A 16,683-nucleotide genomic window follows, 5' to 3' on the forward strand; every position below is an offset into this window, starting at 1 on the left:
ACATTTTCACCCACGGGTGAGCCCCCGCCCTGAGGTACGAGGACGGGGGCTCGGGCGGATTCACGTGCGGCCCTGCGGACTCACTTCTCCACAGGCGCGGCGTCGCTCCCCGCGGTCTTCGCCACGTTGCTCTCGACGGCCACCGCGTGGGCCGAGGACAGCAACTCGGTGTCCTGCGGCTGCTGGTCCTCGAAGTTCTCCGGGTGGTGGCAGGCGACCTGCTGCCCGGCCCGCAGCTCCTTGAGCGGTGGCTCGGTCGTCTTGCAGATCTCCGTCGCCTTCCAGCACCGGGTGTGGAAGCGGCAGCCGCTCGGCGGGGCGATCGGCGAGGGCACGTCGCCCTTGAGCAGGATGCGCTCGCTCTTGGCCGACTTGCGCCTCGGGTCGGGGATCGGCACCGCCGACATCAGAGCTTTGGTGTAGGGGTGCATCGGCGTCCTGTAGAGCAGGTCACGCTCGGCGAGCTCCACGATCTTGCCGAGGTACATCACCGCGATCCGGTCCGAGACGTGCCGGACGACCGACAGGTCATGGGCGATGATCACGTACGTCAGGCCGAGCTCCTGCTGGAGGTCGTCCAGCAGGTTCACCACCTGAGCCTGGATCGACACGTCCAGGGCCGACACCGGCTCGTCGGCCACCACCAGCTTCGGGTTGAGCGCGAGCGCGCGGGCGATGCCGATGCGCTGACGCTGACCGCCGGAGAACTCGTGCGGATAGCGGTTGTAGTGCTCGGGGTTCAGGCCCACGACCTCCAGCAGCCGCTGCACTTCCTTCTTGATGCCGCCCTCGGGCGTGACGCCCTGGAGCCGGAAGGGAGCGCCGACGATGGTGCCGATGGTGTGGCGCGGGTTCAGCGACGAGTACGGGTCCTGGAAGATCATCTGCACGTCGCGGCGCAGCGGGCGCATGCCGCCGACGCCGAGGTGCGTGATGTCCTTGCCCTCGAACTCGACCGTTCCGGCGCTCGGTTCCAGCAGCCGGGTGATGAGCCGCCCCATCGTCGACTTGCCACAGCCCGACTCGCCCACGACACCCAGGGTCTCGCCGGCCCTGACCTCGAAGTCGATGCCGTCGACCGCCCGCACCGCCCCGACCTGCCTCTGGAGCATGCCCTTGCGGATCGGGAAGTGCTTCTGGAGCCCGGTCACCTTCAGCAGGATGTCGCCGGCGGCGGCGTCCTTGGAGGGGGCGGCCCTGCCTGCGGCCTGTGCCTCGGTGCCGTCGCTCTTCGCGGACGTGGTCACGACCGTGTCCTTGGAGTTCTCGCTCACAGTTTCGGCGCAATCTCTTCGGTCCAGATACGCTCCCGCTGCTCCGTGGTCATGTGACAGGCGGCCCAGTGCCGGCTGCCGACCTCGGCCAGCTCGGGGCGGACCGTGCGGGTGACGTTGTCCTTCGGCACGTCGGCGTACGGGCAACGTGGGTTGAAGGCGCAGCCGGACGGGACGTTGATCAGGGAAGGCGGGGAGCCCTTGACCGGGATGAGGCGCTCCTGCTGCTCGCGGTCCAGGCGCGGCATCGAGCCGAGCAGGCCCCAGGTGTAGGGGTGGCGGGGCTCGTAGAAGACGTCCTCGGCCGGGCCGCGCTCGACGCAGCGGCCACCGTACATCACCAGGATGTCGTCGGCGAGCTCGGCGACGACACCCAGGTCGTGAGTGATGACGATGACCGCGGAGCCGAACTCCTTCTGAAGGTCGCGGATGAGGTCGAGGATCTGCGCCTGGACGGTCACGTCGAGGGCGGTCGTCGGCTCGTCCGCGATGAGCAGTTCGGGGTTGTTGACCAGGGACATCGCGATCATCGCGCGCTGGCGCATGCCGCCGGAGAACTCGTGCGGATAGCTGTCGACGCGCTTGTCCGGCTGCGGGATGCCCACCCGGTCGAGCATCTCGACCGCCCGGCGGCGGGCGGTCTTCTTGTCGACGTCGTGGTGGATGCGGTACGCCTCCACGATCTGGGCACCGATCGTGTAGTACGGGTGCAGCGCGGACAGCGGGTCCTGGAAGATCATCGCCATCTCGCGGCCGCGCAGCTTGCGCACGTGCTCCGGGTCGGCGGACAGCAGCTCGGTGCCGTCCAGCCAGATCTCGCCGGAGATCCGGGCCTTGCGCTTGCCGTACTGGCCCGCTGTGTGCAGACCCATGATGCCGAGCGAGGTCACCGACTTCCCGGAGCCCGACTCGCCCACGATGCCGAGGGTCTTGCCCTTCTCCAGCTGGAAGCTGAGCCCGTCGACGGACTTGACCAGGCCGTCGTCGGTCGGGAAGTGCACTTTCAGGTCGCGCACTTCCAGGAAGGCGGTCGGCGCCGACGAGGTGACCGTGGGCTCGCCCACGGCCGCTTGGGACTTGCTGAGTTCGGTCATGAGAGCCTCACTCGGGGGTCGATCACGGCGTACAGGATGTCCACCACGAGGTTGGCGATGAGCACCGCGAGGGAAGTGATCAGGGTGACACCCAGGATGAAGGGCAGGTCCTGATTCTTGATCGCCTCAAGCACCTTCTGGCCGAGGCCGGGCAGACTGAACGTCGTCTCGGTCAGGATCGCGCCGCCCATGAGGGCACCGATGTCCATGCCGAGCATGGTGAGAATCGGTGTCATCGTCGAGCGCATGGCGTGCTTGCGGATGACGACCTGTTCCTTCAGGCCCTTGGCCCGGGCGGTGCGGATGTAGTCCTCGCCGAGGATCTCCAGCATGGTGGCGCGGGTGATCCGCGCATACATCGCCGCGTACAGGAACGCCAGGGTGACCCACGGCAGGATCATGCCGCCGAGCCAGCCGCCGAAGCTTTCCTCCAGGGGCACGTACTGCCCGTCGATCCAGTTCAGTCCGTAGGAGAAGATCGCCAGGCTGAGCAGACCGGTGAAGTAGATGGGGAGGGAGACGCCCGACAGCGCGACGACCATCGCGCTGCGGTCCCACAGGCTGCCGCGCTTGAGCGCGGAGACGACACCCGCGGTGAGACCCAGGATCAGCCACAGCACGGCGGCGCCGAACGCGAGCCCCAGGGTCACCGGGAAGCGGTCGGTCAGCACCGGCCAGACGGCCTGTTCGCTGCGGAAGGAGTAGCCGAAGCACGGCGCGGAGCAGTTGGTGACGTCGCCGCCGGCCGCGTAGGTGCGGCCCACGAAGATGCCCTTGAAGAACTCCCAGACCTGGACGTAGACCGGCTCGGCCAGGCCCAGCTTCTCCCGTACCGCCTCGACGGCGGCCGGGTCGGCCTGCTTGCCCACGAAGCTCGTGGCCAGGTCGACGCCCGCCCACTTGGGGACGAGGAAGAAGATGCTGAAGACCACCAGGATGATGACCACCAGCATCACAGCGGCGGCGAACAGCCGCCTGATGAGATAAGCGAGCACAGCTCTCGGCCCGGCGTCGGACCGGGCCACCGGAGGTCCTCCGGTGGCCCGTGGTCACGCCGCCCCGGCCTTCACCTGCCTTTCGTGCCGTGTGGCGGGTGTGCCGACCGGGATTACTTCACGCCCATGTTCACGAAGTCGTACTGACCGTTGTACGCGTCGCTCGTGTAGACGTTGGCGAGCCGGTCCGAGCGCCAGTTGATGAACTTCTCGAAGGTGAAGGGCAAGTAGTAGGCGCCCTCCATGACCTTGTGGTTGATCTCCGTGGAGATCTGGGTCTTCTTCGTGTCGTCGAGTTCCTTGACGTAGTCGTCGAAGAGCCCGTCGATCGCCTTGTCCTTGATGAGGGCGAAGTTGTTGTTGCCGCTCTCCAGGATGTACTTGCTGCTCCACAGCGGCAGACCGAAGCCCTGGACCGTGGCGAAGTCCGGGCCCCAGCCCATGATGATGATGCCGTAGCCCTTCTTCTTCACGTTCGAGGGGCTGCCGATGATGCCGGAGGTCTGCGAACCGTCGAACTGGTCGATCTCGGCGTCGATGCCGACCTTCTTCAGCGAGGCCTGGAGGGACTCGGCCGTGGCCACCTCGACCGGCTTGTTGTTGCGGACCGCGATCCGGGTCTTGAAGCCGTTCGGCTGTCCGCAGGCCTTCAGCTCTTCCTTGGCCTTGGCGACGTTGCCCTTCTTGTTGGCACCGGCCATTTCGTACGGGTCGTAGTCCTGGCCCTCGGAGCCCGGCACGGACGGCGGCAGCATGTTGGTGCCGATGTCACCGCCCGCGACGGGGCCGCCGCGCGCGGTCTGCAGCGAGACGTGGTCGGCGCCGTAGAGCACGGCCTTGCGGCAGTGGACGTTGTCGAACGGCTTCACGCTCTGCGGGAAGACCGCGTAGCGGATGTAGCCGGTGACGGGGTTGTCCAGGTTGCCCTTGTGCTGCTTCAGGGCGGTGGTACGGCCCTGCGGCGACAGACCGGTCTGGTTGAGGTCCAGGTCGTAGTCACCGTTGATCAGGCGCTGGTCCATGTCGTTGGCGTTGGTGAAGAACCGAACGCTGATCTTGTCCGGGTACGCCTTGCGGATCGAGTCCGAGGACGCCTTCCACTCGGTGTTGCGCACCAGCACGAGGGACTTGCCCGGGGAGTACGACTGGAACTTGTACGGGCCGGAGGAGAACGGCTTCAGGGAGTACTTGGACTTGGTGTCCATGTCCTGCCGTACCGGGGACGCCGACGGCATCGCGATCATCTCGGTGAAGTCGCTGTTCGCCGCAGGCAGCTTGAAGACGATCGTCTTGTCGTCCGGCGTCTCGATCGCCTTCAGGCCCAGCTTGTCCGCGGACTTGTCCTTGTACGGGCCCGGGTACTCGCCCTTCGGGTCGAGGAGGTCCTTCAGGTAGACCGGACCGCCGGACAGCACGTCCTGCGCCCACTGGCGCTCGATGCCGTACTTGACGTCCTTGGAGGTGATCGGCTTGCCGTCCTCCCAGGTGATTCCGTCCCGCAGGGTGAACGTGTAGGTCTTGCCGTCGTCCGAGACCTTGCCCATGTCCGTGGCGAGGTCCGGCGTCAGCTCGGCCCCCTTCTCGCCCGGCTCGGTCTTGAAGCTCAGCAGCTGACGACTGTAGTTGCGCATGAAGTTCCAGGCGAAACCGTAGTAGCCACGCGTGGTGTCCCACGAGTCGGCGTCCTGGGCGCCGGCGAACTTCAGCTCGCCGCCCTTCTTGGTGGAGGCGTTGGCCACCTTGTTGTTGCCCGCGTTGAAGCCGGCCGCGCCGTTGCCGTCGCCGTCGTCGTCGTTGCCGCCGCCGCACGCCGCCGTGGTCAGCAGCGCGGCGACCACGGCAGCAGCGGCCACGGCCTGCTTGCGCCGCCCTGAGGTGCGTTGGGTAGTCACGATCTCGGATCCTCCGGATTAGATGAGAGACCCCGTGTCGGGTGCCACGGGTCGCTGTGGGTACGGCAAATCAGCGCGAGCCCTTCGGATCCAGCGCGTCACGCACGCCGTCGCCGAAGAGGTTGAAGGCAAGCACGGTGATGAAGATCGCCACGCCTGGGATCACCATGTACATGGGATCCGAGTCGTAGTAGTCGATCGCGCTCGAGAGCATCTGCCCCCAGGAGGCCGTGGGGGGCTTGACGCCCACGCCCAGGAAGCTGAGTGCCGCCTCGGTGAGGATGTTGGTAGGGATCATCATCGTCGTGTAGACGATGATGGGCGCGACGAGGTTGGGCAGCAGTTCCTTGAACAGGATGTAGAACCGCCCTGCGCCCAGGGACCGGGCCGCCTCGACGTACTCCCGCTCGCGCAGGGAGAGCGTCTGGCCGCGCACCACGCGTCCGATGTAGGGCCAGCCGAAGAAGCCGATGACCAGGATCATCACGAACAGGCGTACGCCCGTTCCGGACAGTCCCAGCATCTCGTTCGGCATGACGGAGACCAGCGCGATGATGAACAGCAGTTGCGGGAAGGCCAGCAGACCGTCCATCACACGGCTGACGACAGCGTCGACCCAGCCGCCGAAGAAGCCGGCCAGAACACCCAGGATGGTGCCGAGCACCACGGCGACCAGTGCGGACAGGAAGCCGACGAGGAGTGAGATCCGGGCGCCGTAGACGATGCGCGCGAAGATGTCGCGGCCGTTGACCGGCTCGACACCCAGCAGGTGTTCACCGCTGATGCCACCCAAGGAACCCGTAGGAGTGCCGAACAGAGGGTCGATCAGGTCCTCGTGGTGCGTCTCGGGGTCCTGGCCCACCAGGTTCGTGATGACCGGCGCGAGCAGCGCGACCACGACGAGCGCGAGCACCACGATGCCACCCAGCAAGGCGAGTTTGTCCCGCTTCAGGCGCTCCCAGGCGATCCGCCCCAGAGAACGGCCCTGCACGGCCTTCGCGTCGGCGTGGGCTACCGCCGCTTCCTCAGCCGCACTCGGGGCCGCTTCCGCGGTCGGCTCGTGCAATGGTGCCGTCATCTGGCAGGGACCCCTCTCAACCGGTGGTGACCGGCCCGCACTTGCCGCTGTGGCGGCGTCATCAGTCCGTCGTACACAGGGCGAACACCCCTGGTGCGGGAGTCTTCAACGCTTTGGCGTTTTGCTGCCAGACTTGGCGGTGAATGGATGCGTAAACGTGATGCTGTCTGCTGGGTTCCGTTATCCGGACAGCGGGAAACGCGGGTCGGACGCACTACAATGGGCGCATTTTAGGACAGACTTGAGCTTTTCACTCTCATCTACGCGCGAAGAGCCGAGGGCTTGTCGCCTTCGCGGGTGGGGAAAGGGCCCCGCGAGCCGGCCCGCGGGGGTGGGTCAGTACCTGCCCTGGACCGGCGGGTAGCCGTAGCCGGAGGCCGGGGCCTGGACGGGGGCGGTGGCGTGGGCCTCACGGTCGTAGAAGGGGCGCGCCTTCGCGCGCAGCCACATGGCGACCGGGTCGTGCTCGTCGGACATGGCGACGGTCGACACGGGGAGCCCGTCCGGCACGGCGCCGAGGGACTGCTGCATCATCGCGCGCACGGAGTCCACGGCCGGCGGCGAAGTGTCGTACACGTCCAGTCCGATGGCGAGGTACGGCGCCCCGAGCGCGGGCTGCACCCAGGCGCGGCGCAACGAACGGACGGCCGGGGTGCGGTGGGCGTTCTGCGCGAGCAGGGCGTAGAACTGCGGGATCTCGATGGCGGGTTCGGACAGCCGCAGGGGGCCGGCGGGCTGGCGGTCCAGGCCCGTGGCGATCCGGCGCAGGTCGAGCCAGGGGATGCCGACGCCGCCGCCGGGGGCGTGCGGGTTGAGCCAGAGTCCGTAGTGGTCGGGGTAGAGGGCGCGGGCGACGTCGACTCCGTCGACCACCTCGTAACTGCGGTTCCAGCCACTGGCGGAGAGCTCCTGGGCGGAGGTCACGCAGGGGGCGTAGCCGTGGCCGTCGACGTCCATGTTCCCGTACTGGGCGTCCGGGGAGCCGGCCTGGCCGTGCCACAGGAGCATCCAGATCTGGCCGGTGTGCGGGGTCGCGAGCGCGCGCAGGAGTGCCTCGTAGGCGTCGTAACGCCCGGGCGTGACCTGGCGCAGCATGTGCTCGACCTGTCCGGCCGCGGCCGTGCCGCTCGCGCTCACCTTTACCGCCCCTTCGTACAACGCCTCGACCGTGCCCTAGCTTAAGCCCGCCCACCGACCCGGGACCTGATGCCGCCGTGCGGGTGCGGGCGGTGTGTGGTTCTCGCGCGGTTCCCCGCGCCCCTTCGGCGCGTTGCCCTACCGCTGGTAGAAGGGCCGGACCCGGTCCCTCATCCAGTTGCCCACCGGGTCCTCCGCGACGTCCAGGAGCACCAGGTTGACCGGCCAGGGGGCCGGCGACGTGGTGACGGCGCGGGTGAGGGCCTCCAAGGGGAGGGCGCGCAGGTCCCCTTCCCACTGGGAGAGTTCGACGCCCACGAACATCACGGGGTCGGCGGTCTCGATGGCGGCGAGGCAGCGGCGGGCCGTTACGACGACGCCGGTCGCCTCGAACTCGGCGGAGGCCGCGGCGAGGAAGTCCACCGGGTCGTGCTGCCAGTCGGGCTCGAAGAGGCGGACCCGGCCGCCGCTCGCGGGGCCGTCCAGCGGGGTCCGGCCCGCCCGGCACAGCTCCGCCACGGCGGGCGGCGGCAGCGGGATGCCGACCACGCCGCCCGGGTTGATGGCTATCCCCGCGTGCGGGGGCAGGCCGCGGGCGAACTCCACGGCGGGCGCGATGGTGTACGACATGTGGGAGCCGACGACCTGGCGGAACTGCTCCTCGGAGCTGAACACCGGCACGAACGCCTGGCCGTCGATCTCGATGCCGGGCAGGTCGAGGGGGCCGCTGTGCGGGCCGCCGCCGCTGGGCAGCGGGATCCACACGAAGCTCCGGCCGAGCACCTCGACGATGCGCCCGCCGGCCGCCGGTCCGGCGCCGAGGGAGGCCGAGAGCACCTCCTCGAGCTCGTTGCCGGGCCAACCGCCGTGCGGGTGGGTCTGCGTCTGCGCCGGGAAGTCCGCGGAGAAGTCCGCCGGGATGTCCATCTGCCTACCGCCTGCCTGGAACCACTGCTGTGGCTCAAAAGGCTAACGGCTGTCGGAGGCGGGGAGGCCGGGCTGTGGACGACGGTGTGGTGAGGGCGAGGGATGCGGGCGGCCGGCCCTTACGACCGAGCCGTGAACCGCCGACGCACGGATGCGCCGGGCCGGGTCCGCCGCCCGGGCCGCGTGCCCCACGGGCCGAGCCGGGCCCGGTCCCAGGTCGGCGCATGAGCCCGGGTCGGCGCACGAGCCCGGATTGGCGCACGAGCCCCGGTGCACGACCACAGGCGGCTCGGCCCCGGGACCGGGAGCGGGCCCGCAGACCGCCGGCGTACCGATCCGTGCACGCCCGCGCCGCCGGACCCTGCCCGGTCCGTCAGCCCGTGAAGCCGATTCTGTGGAGGGTGTTCGCCGCGTCCCGGTCCGCGAGGACGGCCGAGCCGCAGCCGGTGGGGAGGTCGCCGCGTTCCACCGCGCGCAGGAGGCGGGTGCTGGCCCCTCGGTGGCGCAGGAACGCGTAGCGCGAGACGCCGCGGCCGCGGTCGCGCTGGCCGGCCAGGGCCTGCTCGGGACTGACGTCGAGGAGGAGCAGGTGGAGCGTGCCGCCCCGGCGGTGGGCCTCGCGGGCGAGCCAGCGGCGGACCCAGGCCTGGGTGCCGCAGTCGTGCACGACGACGCCCTCACCCGTGCGCAGGGCGCGGCGCAGCCCGGCGTAGTGGGCGAGGCGGACGAGCGGGCGGTAGAGCGCGTACGGCAGGGCACGCGGCATGCGGCCGGCCCAGCGGTCGCGGGTGTCCTGGGAGTCGATGCGCCGGCCCGGCACGGTGCGCCGCATCAGCGTGGACTTGCCGCTGCCGGGCAGGCCGGTGACCACGACGAGGTCGCGTGGGCCGAACAGCAGCGCGTGCGGGCTGTGTCCGGCGCGGTCGCGCAGATCGCGGACGACCGGCGCCGGCGCCGGGGCGCTGACCGCCCGGGCCGGAGCGGCCGGCTGCTCGGGCAGCGCGATGCCCGTCGTCGCGTACGCGGTGGTCCTGTTCACCGTGATCGTCCTCCCCTGGGGCCAGGTACGAGTCCCATCCCCGCCGAGTGTAAAGAGAAGGTAATGCGGCAGGCCTCTCATTTACGTGCTGCTCCTGCAACAGGGCTGCTACAGGTCGTTGTGTCCGGCGCGCGGGACTCGTGCACTCCCTGTGAAAGGTCCCCCTGCCGCGCCTGAAGGATGCGTGCAATGATGTGCGCGCCAACTGCATACCGGCCGTTTGAATCCGCGCGGGAGAGTTCCCAGCACTGCTGACGCTGGGGCGCCGAAGGAGCAAGTCCCTCCCTTGAATCTCTCAGGCCCCGTTACCGCGCGGGCGAGGCACATCTGAAAAGCGGGCCGCACCCTCTCCGGAGTTCCGGGAGACGGCGTGGCTCCACCCAAGGTGCAAGCCGTGTCCCGTGTGGTCATGGCGAACCTCTCAGGTTCCGATGACAGATGGGGAGGAACGACCTCGCCCTCCCCCACGCTCGGCTTCGCTCGCGTGGGAGGTGCCCCCATCGCCCCTTGGAGACGACCGACCGTGAGCAGTACAGGAGAACTCCGTCACACCGCGCTCGATGCCCTGCATCGTTCGCTCGGCGCGACGATGACCGACTTCGCCGGCTGGGACATGCCCCTGCGCTACGGTTCCGAGCGCGACGAGCACATCGCCGTGCGCACGAGGGCCGGCCTCTTCGACCTCTCCCACATGGGTGAGATCACCGTCACCGGGCCGCAGGCCGCCGCCCTTCTCGACTTCGCCCTGGTGGGCAACATCGGCGGCGTCAAGCCGGGCCGGGCCCGCTACACCATGATCTGCCGGGCCGACGGCGGCATCCTGGACGACCTGATCGTCTACCGGCTGGGCGAGACCGAGTACATGGTCGTCGCCAACGCCTCCAACGCCCAGGTGGTCCTGGACGCGCTGACCGAGCGCGCCGCCGGCTTCGACGCCGAGGTGCGCGACGACCGGGACGCCTACGCGCTGATCGCCGTACAGGGCCCCGAGTCCCCGGGGATCCTGAAGTCCCTCACCGACGCCGACCTCGACGGTCTGAAGTACTACGCCGGGCTGCCCGGCACGGTGGCGGGCGTCCCGGCCCTGATCGCCCGGACCGGCTACACCGGCGAGGACGGCTTCGAGCTGTTCGTGAAGCCGGAGCACGCGGTCGAGCTGTGGCAGGCCCTGACCAAGGCCGGCGAGGGTGCCGGCCTGGTCCCGTGCGGGCTGTCCTGCCGTGACACGCTGCGCCTGGAGGCGGGCATGCCGCTGTACGGGCACGAGCTGTCGACCTCCCTCACCCCCTTCGACGCCGGGCTCGGCCGGGTGGTGAAGTTCGAGAAGGAGGGCGACTTCGTCGGGCGCGAGTCCCTGCGCGAAGCCGCCGCCCGGGCCGAGCAGAACCCGCCGCGCGTCCTGGTCGGGCTCGTCGCCGAGGGCCGCCGGGTCCCGCGCGCCGGGTACGCGGTCGTCGTCGGCGGCGAGGTGATCGGCGAGGTCACCTCCGGCGCCCCCTCCCCCACCCTCGGCAAGCCGATCGCGATGGCGTACGTCGACCCCGCGCACGCCGCGCCCGGCACGACCGGCGTGGGCGTGGACATCCGGGGCAGTCACGAGCCGTACGAGGTCGTGGCGCTGCCGTTCTACAAGCGCCAGAAGTAGACACTGGCCGGAGGGCCGCGGCAGCGACCCCGTGCCCGTCGTCCCAGCTCACCAGCAGTCCCCCTTCCACAGCACTCCCGCGCGTACAGGAGAATCCAGGCCATGAGCAACCCCAAAGAGCTGCGCTACAGCAAGGAGCACGAGTGGCTGTCGGCCGCCGAGGACGGCGTCTCGACGGTCGGTATCACGGAGCACGCGGCCAACGCGCTCGGCGATGTCGTGTTCGTCCAGCTTCCCGAGGTCGGTGACTCCGTGTCCGCCGGCGAGACCTGCGGCGAGCTGGAGTCGACCAAGTCGGTGTCCGACCTGTACTCCCCCGTCTCCGGTGAGGTCACCGAGGTCAACGAGGACGTCGTGAACGACCCGTCGCTGGTGAACTCGGCCCCCTTCGAGGGCGGCTGGCTGTTCAAGGTGCGGGTCACGGACGAGCCGGGCGACCTGCTGTCCGCCGACGAGTACACCGCGTTCTCCGCGGGCTGAGGAGTCGTATGTCCGTCCTGAACACACCCCTGCACGAGCTCGACCCGGCGGTCGCCGCCGCGGTCGACGCCGAGCTGCACCGCCAGCAGTCCACGCTCGAGATGATCGCCTCGGAGAACTTCGCCCCGGTCGCGGTCATGGAGGCGCAGGGCTCGGTCCTCACCAACAAGTACGCCGAGGGCTACCCGGGCCGTCGCTACTACGGCGGCTGCGAGCACGTCGACGTGGTCGAGCAGATCGCGATCGACCGCATCAAGGAGCTGTTCGGCGCCGAGCACGCCAACGTCCAGCCGCACTCGGGCGCCCAGGCCAACGCGGCCGCGATGTTCGCGCTGCTCAAGCCGGGCGACACCATCATGGGTCTGAACCTCGCGCACGGCGGGCACCTGACCCACGGCATGAAGATCAACTTCTCCGGCAAGCTCTACGACGTCGTCGCCTACCACGTGGGCGAGGACGGCCGGGTCGACATGGCCGAGGTCGAGCGGCTGGCCAAGGAGTCCAGGCCGAAGCTGATCGTCGCCGGCTGGTCGGCGTATCCGCGGCAGCTGGACTTCGCCGAGTTCCGCCGGATCGCGGACGAGGTCGGCGCGTACCTGATGGTCGACATGGCCCACTTCGCGGGGCTCGTCGCGGCCGGGCTGCACCCGAACCCGGTGCCGCACGCGCACGTGGTGACCACGACCACCCACAAGACGCTGGGCGGCCCGCGCGGCGGTGTGATCCTCTCCACGGCCGAACTGGCCAAGAAGATCAACTCCGCTGTCTTCCCCGGTCAGCAGGGCGGTCCGCTGGAGCATGTGATCGCCGCCAAGGCGGTCTCCTTCAAGGTCGCGGCCTCCGAGGACTTCAAGGAGCGCCAGCGCCGTACGCTGGAGGGTGCCCGCATCCTGGCCGAGCGTCTGGTGAAGGACGACGTCCGGGCCGTGGGTGTGGACGTCCTGTCCGGCGGCACGGACGTGCACCTGGTCCTGGTCGACCTGCGCCACTCGGAGCTGGACGGCCAGCAGGCCGAGGACCGCCTCCACGAGGTGGGCATCACGGTCAACCGGAACGCGATCCCGAACGACCCGCGTCCGCCGATGGTGACGTCCGGTCTGCGGATCGGCACGCCGGCGCTGGCGACCCGCGGCTTCGAAACCGAGGACTTCGCCGAGGTCGCGGACGTCATCGCCGAGGCGCTGAAGCCGTCCTACGACGCGGAGGCCCTCAAGGCCCGGGTGAAGGCCCTGGCCGACAAGCACCCGCTGTACCCGGGTCTGAACAAGTAACGAAGAAACCTTTCAGGGCGTCCCGTCCCGCCCCGCGTGCGGCGGGACGCCCTGCCCCTTGCACCACCCCGTAGTCAGGAGTTCCCCGTGGCCATCTCGGTCTTCGACCTGTTCTCGATCGGCATCGGCCCGTCCAGCTCCCACACCGTCGGCCCGATGCGGGCGGCCCGGATGTTCGCCCGTCGGCTGCGCAACGAGGAGCTGCTGGCCCCGACCGCGCAGGTCCGCGCGGAGCTCTACGGCTCGCTCGGCGCGACCGGGCACGGCCACGGCACACCCAAGGCGGTGCTGCTCGGCCTGGAGGGCGACTCGCCGCGCACGGTGGACGTGTCGAGCGCCGACGAGCGGGTGGAGGCGATCAAGACCGACGGCCGGCTGAACCTGCTCGGCGAGCACGAGATCGCGTTCTCCTTCGACGACGACATGGTCCTGCACCGCCGCAAGGCCCTCCCCTACCACGCGAACGGCATGACCCTGTGGGCGTACGACGCCTCGGGGGCGGAGCTGCTGTCGAAGACGTACTACTCGGTCGGCGGCGGCTTCGTCGTCGACGAGGACGCCGTCGGGGCGGACCGCATCAAACTCGACGACACCGTGCTGAAGTACCCCTTCCGCACCGGCGACGAGCTGCTGCGCCTGACCGAGGAGACGGGCCTGTCCATCTCCGCGCTGATGCTGGAGAACGAGCGGGCCTGGCGCACCGAGGAGGAGATCCGCGAGGGCCTGCTGGAGATCTGGCAGGTGATGCGGGACTGCGTGGCGCGCGGGCTGTCCCAGGAGGGCATCCTGCCGGGCGGTCTCAAGGTGCGCCGCCGGGCCGCGAACACCGCGCGCAAGCTGCGCTCCGAGGGCGACCCGCTGGCCCTCGCCATGGAGTGGATCACCCTCTACGCCATGGCGGTCAACGAGGAGAACGCCGCCGGCGGCCGGGTCGTCACCGCCCCCACCAACGGCGCGGCCGGCATCATCCCGGCGGTCCTGCACTACTACGTCAACTTCGCGGCGGGCTCTGCCTCCGAAGGCGAAAAAGAGGAGGGCGTGGTCCGCTTCCTGCTCGCCGCGGGCGCGATCGGCATGCTCTTCAAGGAGAACGCCTCCATCTCCGGCGCCGAGGTCGGCTGCCAGGGCGAGGTCGGCTCCGCCTGCTCCATGGCCGCGGGCGCCCTGGCCGAGGTCCTCGGCGGCTCGCCCGAACAGGTCGAGAACGCCGCCGAGATCGGCATGGAGCACAACCTCGGCCTCACCTGCGATCCCGTAGGCGGCCTGGTCCAGATCCCCTGCATCGAACGCAACGGCATGGCCGCGGTCAAGGCCGTCACGGCCGCCCGCATGGCGTTGCGCGGCGACGGCTCCCACAAGGTGTCCCTGGACAAGGTCATCAAGACGATGAAGGACACCGGCGCAGACATGTCGGTGAAGTACAAGGAGACGGCCCGGGGCGGGCTGGCGGTCAACATCATCGAGTGCTGACACGGGCGGCGCACGTCTTGCCATGCGAGATGGCGGTACCGAAACCTGATGACCACGTTCACGCTCAGCTACGGCCGCGCCGCGAAGGACGCCGCCGTGCCCGGACTCGGCTACGACCACACGACGTTCGTACTCATGATGATCTTCGGTGTGCTGTTCTTCGCCGCGTTCACCCTGGTCTCGGGTCCGCTCGCGGACCGGCGCACCACCCTGATCTGGATCACCGCCGCGATCATCGTCTTCGGACTGGTCTGGGCGCCGCTGATCGATCTCGGCACCCTCGGCGTGGTGTTGTGGCTCGTCCTCGGCTTCACCCTGATGGGCATGACGTTCGGGCCGATGGGCGCGCTCCTGCCCGAGCTCTTCCCGACCAGCGTCCGCTACACCGGCTCCGGCATCTCGTACAACGTCAGCTCGATCCTCGGGGCGGCGGTCGCCCCGTTCATCGCCGTGGCGCTGTGGCAGGCTGGGAACGGCTCGCCGTGGCTGGTCGGCGTCTACCTCTCCGCGATGGCGGTGCTGACGCTGATCGCACTCCTCTTCAGCAAGGAGACCAAGCACGTCTCCCTGGACGACCGCGAGGCTGTCCCTGCCGACGAGGCGATCCGCGCCCCGGCCGCCTCCCCCACCTCCTGAATCCGACCGGCGTTCACCACCGCCGGGTCGCGAGCCTCCTCGCGCCCGACGTACGGCCACCGTCGCGGGGCATAACAACAACCCCCGAACCAAGGGAACTTCCGCCCCACCCGCACCAGAGGGAGCCCCCATGCTGCGCGGCATCGACGTGAGCGCCTACCAGCCCTCCTCCTACGGCACCGACGGCCTCTCCTTCGTCTTCGTCAAGGCGACCGAGGGGCGCTCCTACGTCAACCCCAAACTCGCCGCCCAGACGAAGCGGGCCCGGGACGCCGGGCTGGTCGTCGGCTTCTACCACTTCCTGTGGCCCGGGAACCTGACCGCCCAGGCCGACTACTTCGTCGGCAAGGCCCCGGACCGGGCGGGCGACATCCTCGCCGTCGACTGGGAGACGACCAGCAACGGAACGCACGCGAGCAACGCGGAGAAGGACCTGTTCATCCGCAAGCTGAAGGACCTTCGGCCGAACAATCAGGTTATTCTCTACGCCAACCGAAACTTCTGGCTCAACATCGACACGACGTCCTATGCGGGCGACGGACTGTGGATCGCCGACTACGTGAGCGCGGGCAAGCCCCGCATCAAAGCCAAGTGGCGCTTCCACCAGTACACCGACAACCCGCTGGACAAGAACGTCGCCGACTTCGAGAGCAAGGCCGCGCTACGGAGATGGGCGGAGGACGCCTGATCCGCGCACTTCACCTGCAGTGTGCCATCTCCGTTCGGAGCCGGTGCGCCGGAGGATCGGATAGGTACGTGTTCAATAGGCCGAAGGTACGAAGCTCGGCCGGCAGGGCTTCGTACCACCCCAAGCCATGGAAATTGCAGCTGCTGCAAACGAGGCCGCGCACGCACCTGCCGCAGCTTCGCCTACCCGGACAGCACGCGTGGTCGTGGTCGATGTCCATGGCCCTGTGGGTGGTGTTGTCCGCCCCACAGATGGCGCACCGTCCCTCCTGAAAGCGCAGCAACCGGTCGACGAATTCCTTGGTCACGTTGTAATGCCCGAGACGGACGCGCTCGGCATTGCACGGCTTGCAGTACGGGCGCGGAGCTCCCGAGGCACCGATCGGCGAGTATTCGGCTACGGGTTTGCACTCTCCGCACTCTCGGCACTCGACAATTCCGCGTCTGATCATTTCCTGAACGACACCGTTTGCTCTCTTCTTGCCCAGTGGCGCCAGCGCCTTTCCCTTCCGCTGTTGCTGATAGTGCCCCGTACAGAGCCCACTCGCCCGCGCTGCTCTCGCGCATCCGCCGAACGCACACCCACGCCGCTTCACCACCGTCCGAGCGGCACCGACTGGAGCCATGGACCTACCGCTGCGGTGCTGCGCATAGTGAGCCGCGCACAGCCCTTCGCGTGAGCCGATACCTGTCCGAAGAGCGGTCGCAAGACCACCCCTCGCCTCCTGCCGTGCACACGTCCACGTCCAACCCCCCAGCCGTCGCCACCCGTTGATGTACCAACGGATCAACGAACCGGACGAACATGTGTCACGCATTCGCAAGCAAGTCGGACCCTGGCCACCGAAGCAGCCATCCACAGAGGTCACCTATGAGGCCGGGGCCGTGCCGCAGGGCACAGCCGTTCGCGCAGGCCTGAATTCACCGTTGCCTAGTAGTGCTTCGTTAGGTTCTGAGCTGTCTGCGGCGGTTTCGTCGGGCGGGTAGAGGTCGTCCGCAGGTGGTGCATGCACCGGTCCAGCACCGCAGCAGGTCCTGAAGAACGTCGAGGACCTGGT

Annotated in this window: 14 protein-coding genes, 1 pseudogene and 1 riboswitch; of the genes and pseudogenes, 6 read left to right on the plus strand and 9 right to left on the minus strand. The window is 69.0% G+C overall.

What is annotated here, in order from left to right:
- Window positions 1-80: 80 nt before the first annotated feature.
- The 8 genes from G3I77_RS25070 to G3I77_RS25105 all read right to left on the minus strand — a co-directional run bounded on the left by G3I77_RS25070 (window position 81) and on the right by G3I77_RS25105 (window position 9,436).
- Window positions 81-1,247 carry a dipeptide ABC transporter ATP-binding protein gene (locus G3I77_RS25070; RefSeq protein ID WP_248507326.1) on the minus strand — a complete coding sequence of 389 codons (1,167 nt, stop codon included), beginning with the start codon at window positions 1,245-1,247 and terminating at the stop codon, window positions 81-83.
- 23 nt (window positions 1,248-1,270) lie between these two features.
- Window positions 1,271-2,368: an ABC transporter ATP-binding protein gene (locus G3I77_RS25075; RefSeq protein WP_248507328.1), complete on the minus strand. Its 1,098-nt coding sequence runs from the start codon at window positions 2,366-2,368 to the stop codon at window positions 1,271-1,273.
- A complete protein-coding gene (locus G3I77_RS25080) occupies window positions 2,365-3,363 on the minus strand; it encodes an ABC transporter permease (RefSeq protein ID WP_248507368.1) in 999 nt (332 codons plus the stop codon). Before G3I77_RS25080 ends, G3I77_RS25075 begins: the two co-directional genes overlap by 4 nt.
- A gap of 113 nt (window positions 3,364-3,476) precedes the next feature.
- Complete coding sequence (locus G3I77_RS25085) at window positions 3,477-5,255, minus strand: ABC transporter substrate-binding protein (protein WP_248507330.1); 1,779 nt, start codon at window positions 5,253-5,255, stop codon at window positions 3,477-3,479.
- A 70-nt stretch (window positions 5,256-5,325) separates the two neighbouring features.
- Window positions 5,326-6,333 (minus strand): ABC transporter permease, encoded by a 1,008-nt coding sequence (locus tag G3I77_RS25090; RefSeq protein ID WP_248507331.1) that lies wholly within the window; start codon window positions 6,331-6,333, stop codon window positions 5,326-5,328.
- A gap of 336 nt (window positions 6,334-6,669) precedes the next feature.
- Complete coding sequence (locus G3I77_RS25095) at window positions 6,670-7,470, minus strand: enhanced serine sensitivity protein SseB C-terminal domain-containing protein (RefSeq protein WP_248507333.1); 801 nt, start codon at window positions 7,468-7,470, stop codon at window positions 6,670-6,672.
- Window positions 7,471-7,608: 138 nt separating this feature from the next.
- On the minus strand, window positions 7,609-8,397 hold the full coding sequence (locus G3I77_RS25100) for an enhanced serine sensitivity protein SseB (protein WP_248507335.1): 789 nt from the start codon (window positions 8,395-8,397) through the stop codon (window positions 7,609-7,611).
- Window positions 8,398-8,770: 373 nt separating this feature from the next.
- Complete coding sequence (locus G3I77_RS25105; protein ID WP_248507337.1) at window positions 8,771-9,436, minus strand: AAA family ATPase; 666 nt, start codon at window positions 9,434-9,436, stop codon at window positions 8,771-8,773.
- A gap of 221 nt (window positions 9,437-9,657) precedes the next feature.
- Window positions 9,658-9,757, plus strand: a riboswitch (glycine riboswitch).
- 202 nt (window positions 9,758-9,959) lie between these two features.
- Between G3I77_RS25105 and gcvT the strand changes: the two genes are divergently transcribed.
- From gcvT to G3I77_RS25135, 6 genes and pseudogenes are all read left to right on the plus strand, one after another.
- On the plus strand, window positions 9,960-11,081 hold the full coding sequence (gene gcvT / locus G3I77_RS25110) for a glycine cleavage system aminomethyltransferase GcvT (RefSeq protein WP_248507340.1): 1,122 nt from the start codon (window positions 9,960-9,962) through the stop codon (window positions 11,079-11,081).
- Window positions 11,082-11,183: 102 nt separating this feature from the next.
- Window positions 11,184-11,561, plus strand: coding sequence for a glycine cleavage system protein GcvH (gcvH, locus tag G3I77_RS25115; RefSeq protein WP_248507342.1), 378 nt, complete (start codon window positions 11,184-11,186; stop codon window positions 11,559-11,561).
- A gap of 8 nt (window positions 11,562-11,569) precedes the next feature.
- Window positions 11,570-12,832, plus strand: a complete 1,263-nt coding sequence (glyA, locus tag G3I77_RS25120) for a serine hydroxymethyltransferase (RefSeq protein WP_248507344.1) — start codon at window positions 11,570-11,572, stop codon at window positions 12,830-12,832.
- Window positions 12,833-12,919: 87 nt separating this feature from the next.
- Complete coding sequence (locus tag G3I77_RS25125; RefSeq protein ID WP_248507346.1) at window positions 12,920-14,302, plus strand: L-serine ammonia-lyase; 1,383 nt, start codon at window positions 12,920-12,922, stop codon at window positions 14,300-14,302.
- 45 nt (window positions 14,303-14,347) lie between these two features.
- Window positions 14,348-14,938: pseudogene (locus tag G3I77_RS25130) on the plus strand (MFS transporter); the annotation flags it as partial.
- 130 nt (window positions 14,939-15,068) lie between these two features.
- Window positions 15,069-15,626: a glycoside hydrolase family 25 protein gene (locus G3I77_RS25135; RefSeq protein WP_248507349.1), complete on the plus strand. Its 558-nt coding sequence runs from the start codon at window positions 15,069-15,071 to the stop codon at window positions 15,624-15,626.
- 10 nt (window positions 15,627-15,636) lie between these two features.
- Here G3I77_RS25135 and G3I77_RS41265 read toward each other — a convergent pair whose 3' ends face one another.
- Window positions 15,637-16,443 carry an endonuclease domain-containing protein gene (locus G3I77_RS41265; protein ID WP_374386595.1) on the minus strand — a complete coding sequence of 269 codons (807 nt, stop codon included), beginning with the start codon at window positions 16,441-16,443 and terminating at the stop codon, window positions 15,637-15,639.
- Window positions 16,444-16,683 lie beyond the last annotated feature (240 nt).

Source organism: Streptomyces sp. D2-8, assembly GCF_023184515.1.
In the GTDB taxonomy this organism is placed as follows: domain Bacteria; phylum Actinomycetota; class Actinomycetes; order Streptomycetales; family Streptomycetaceae; genus Streptomyces.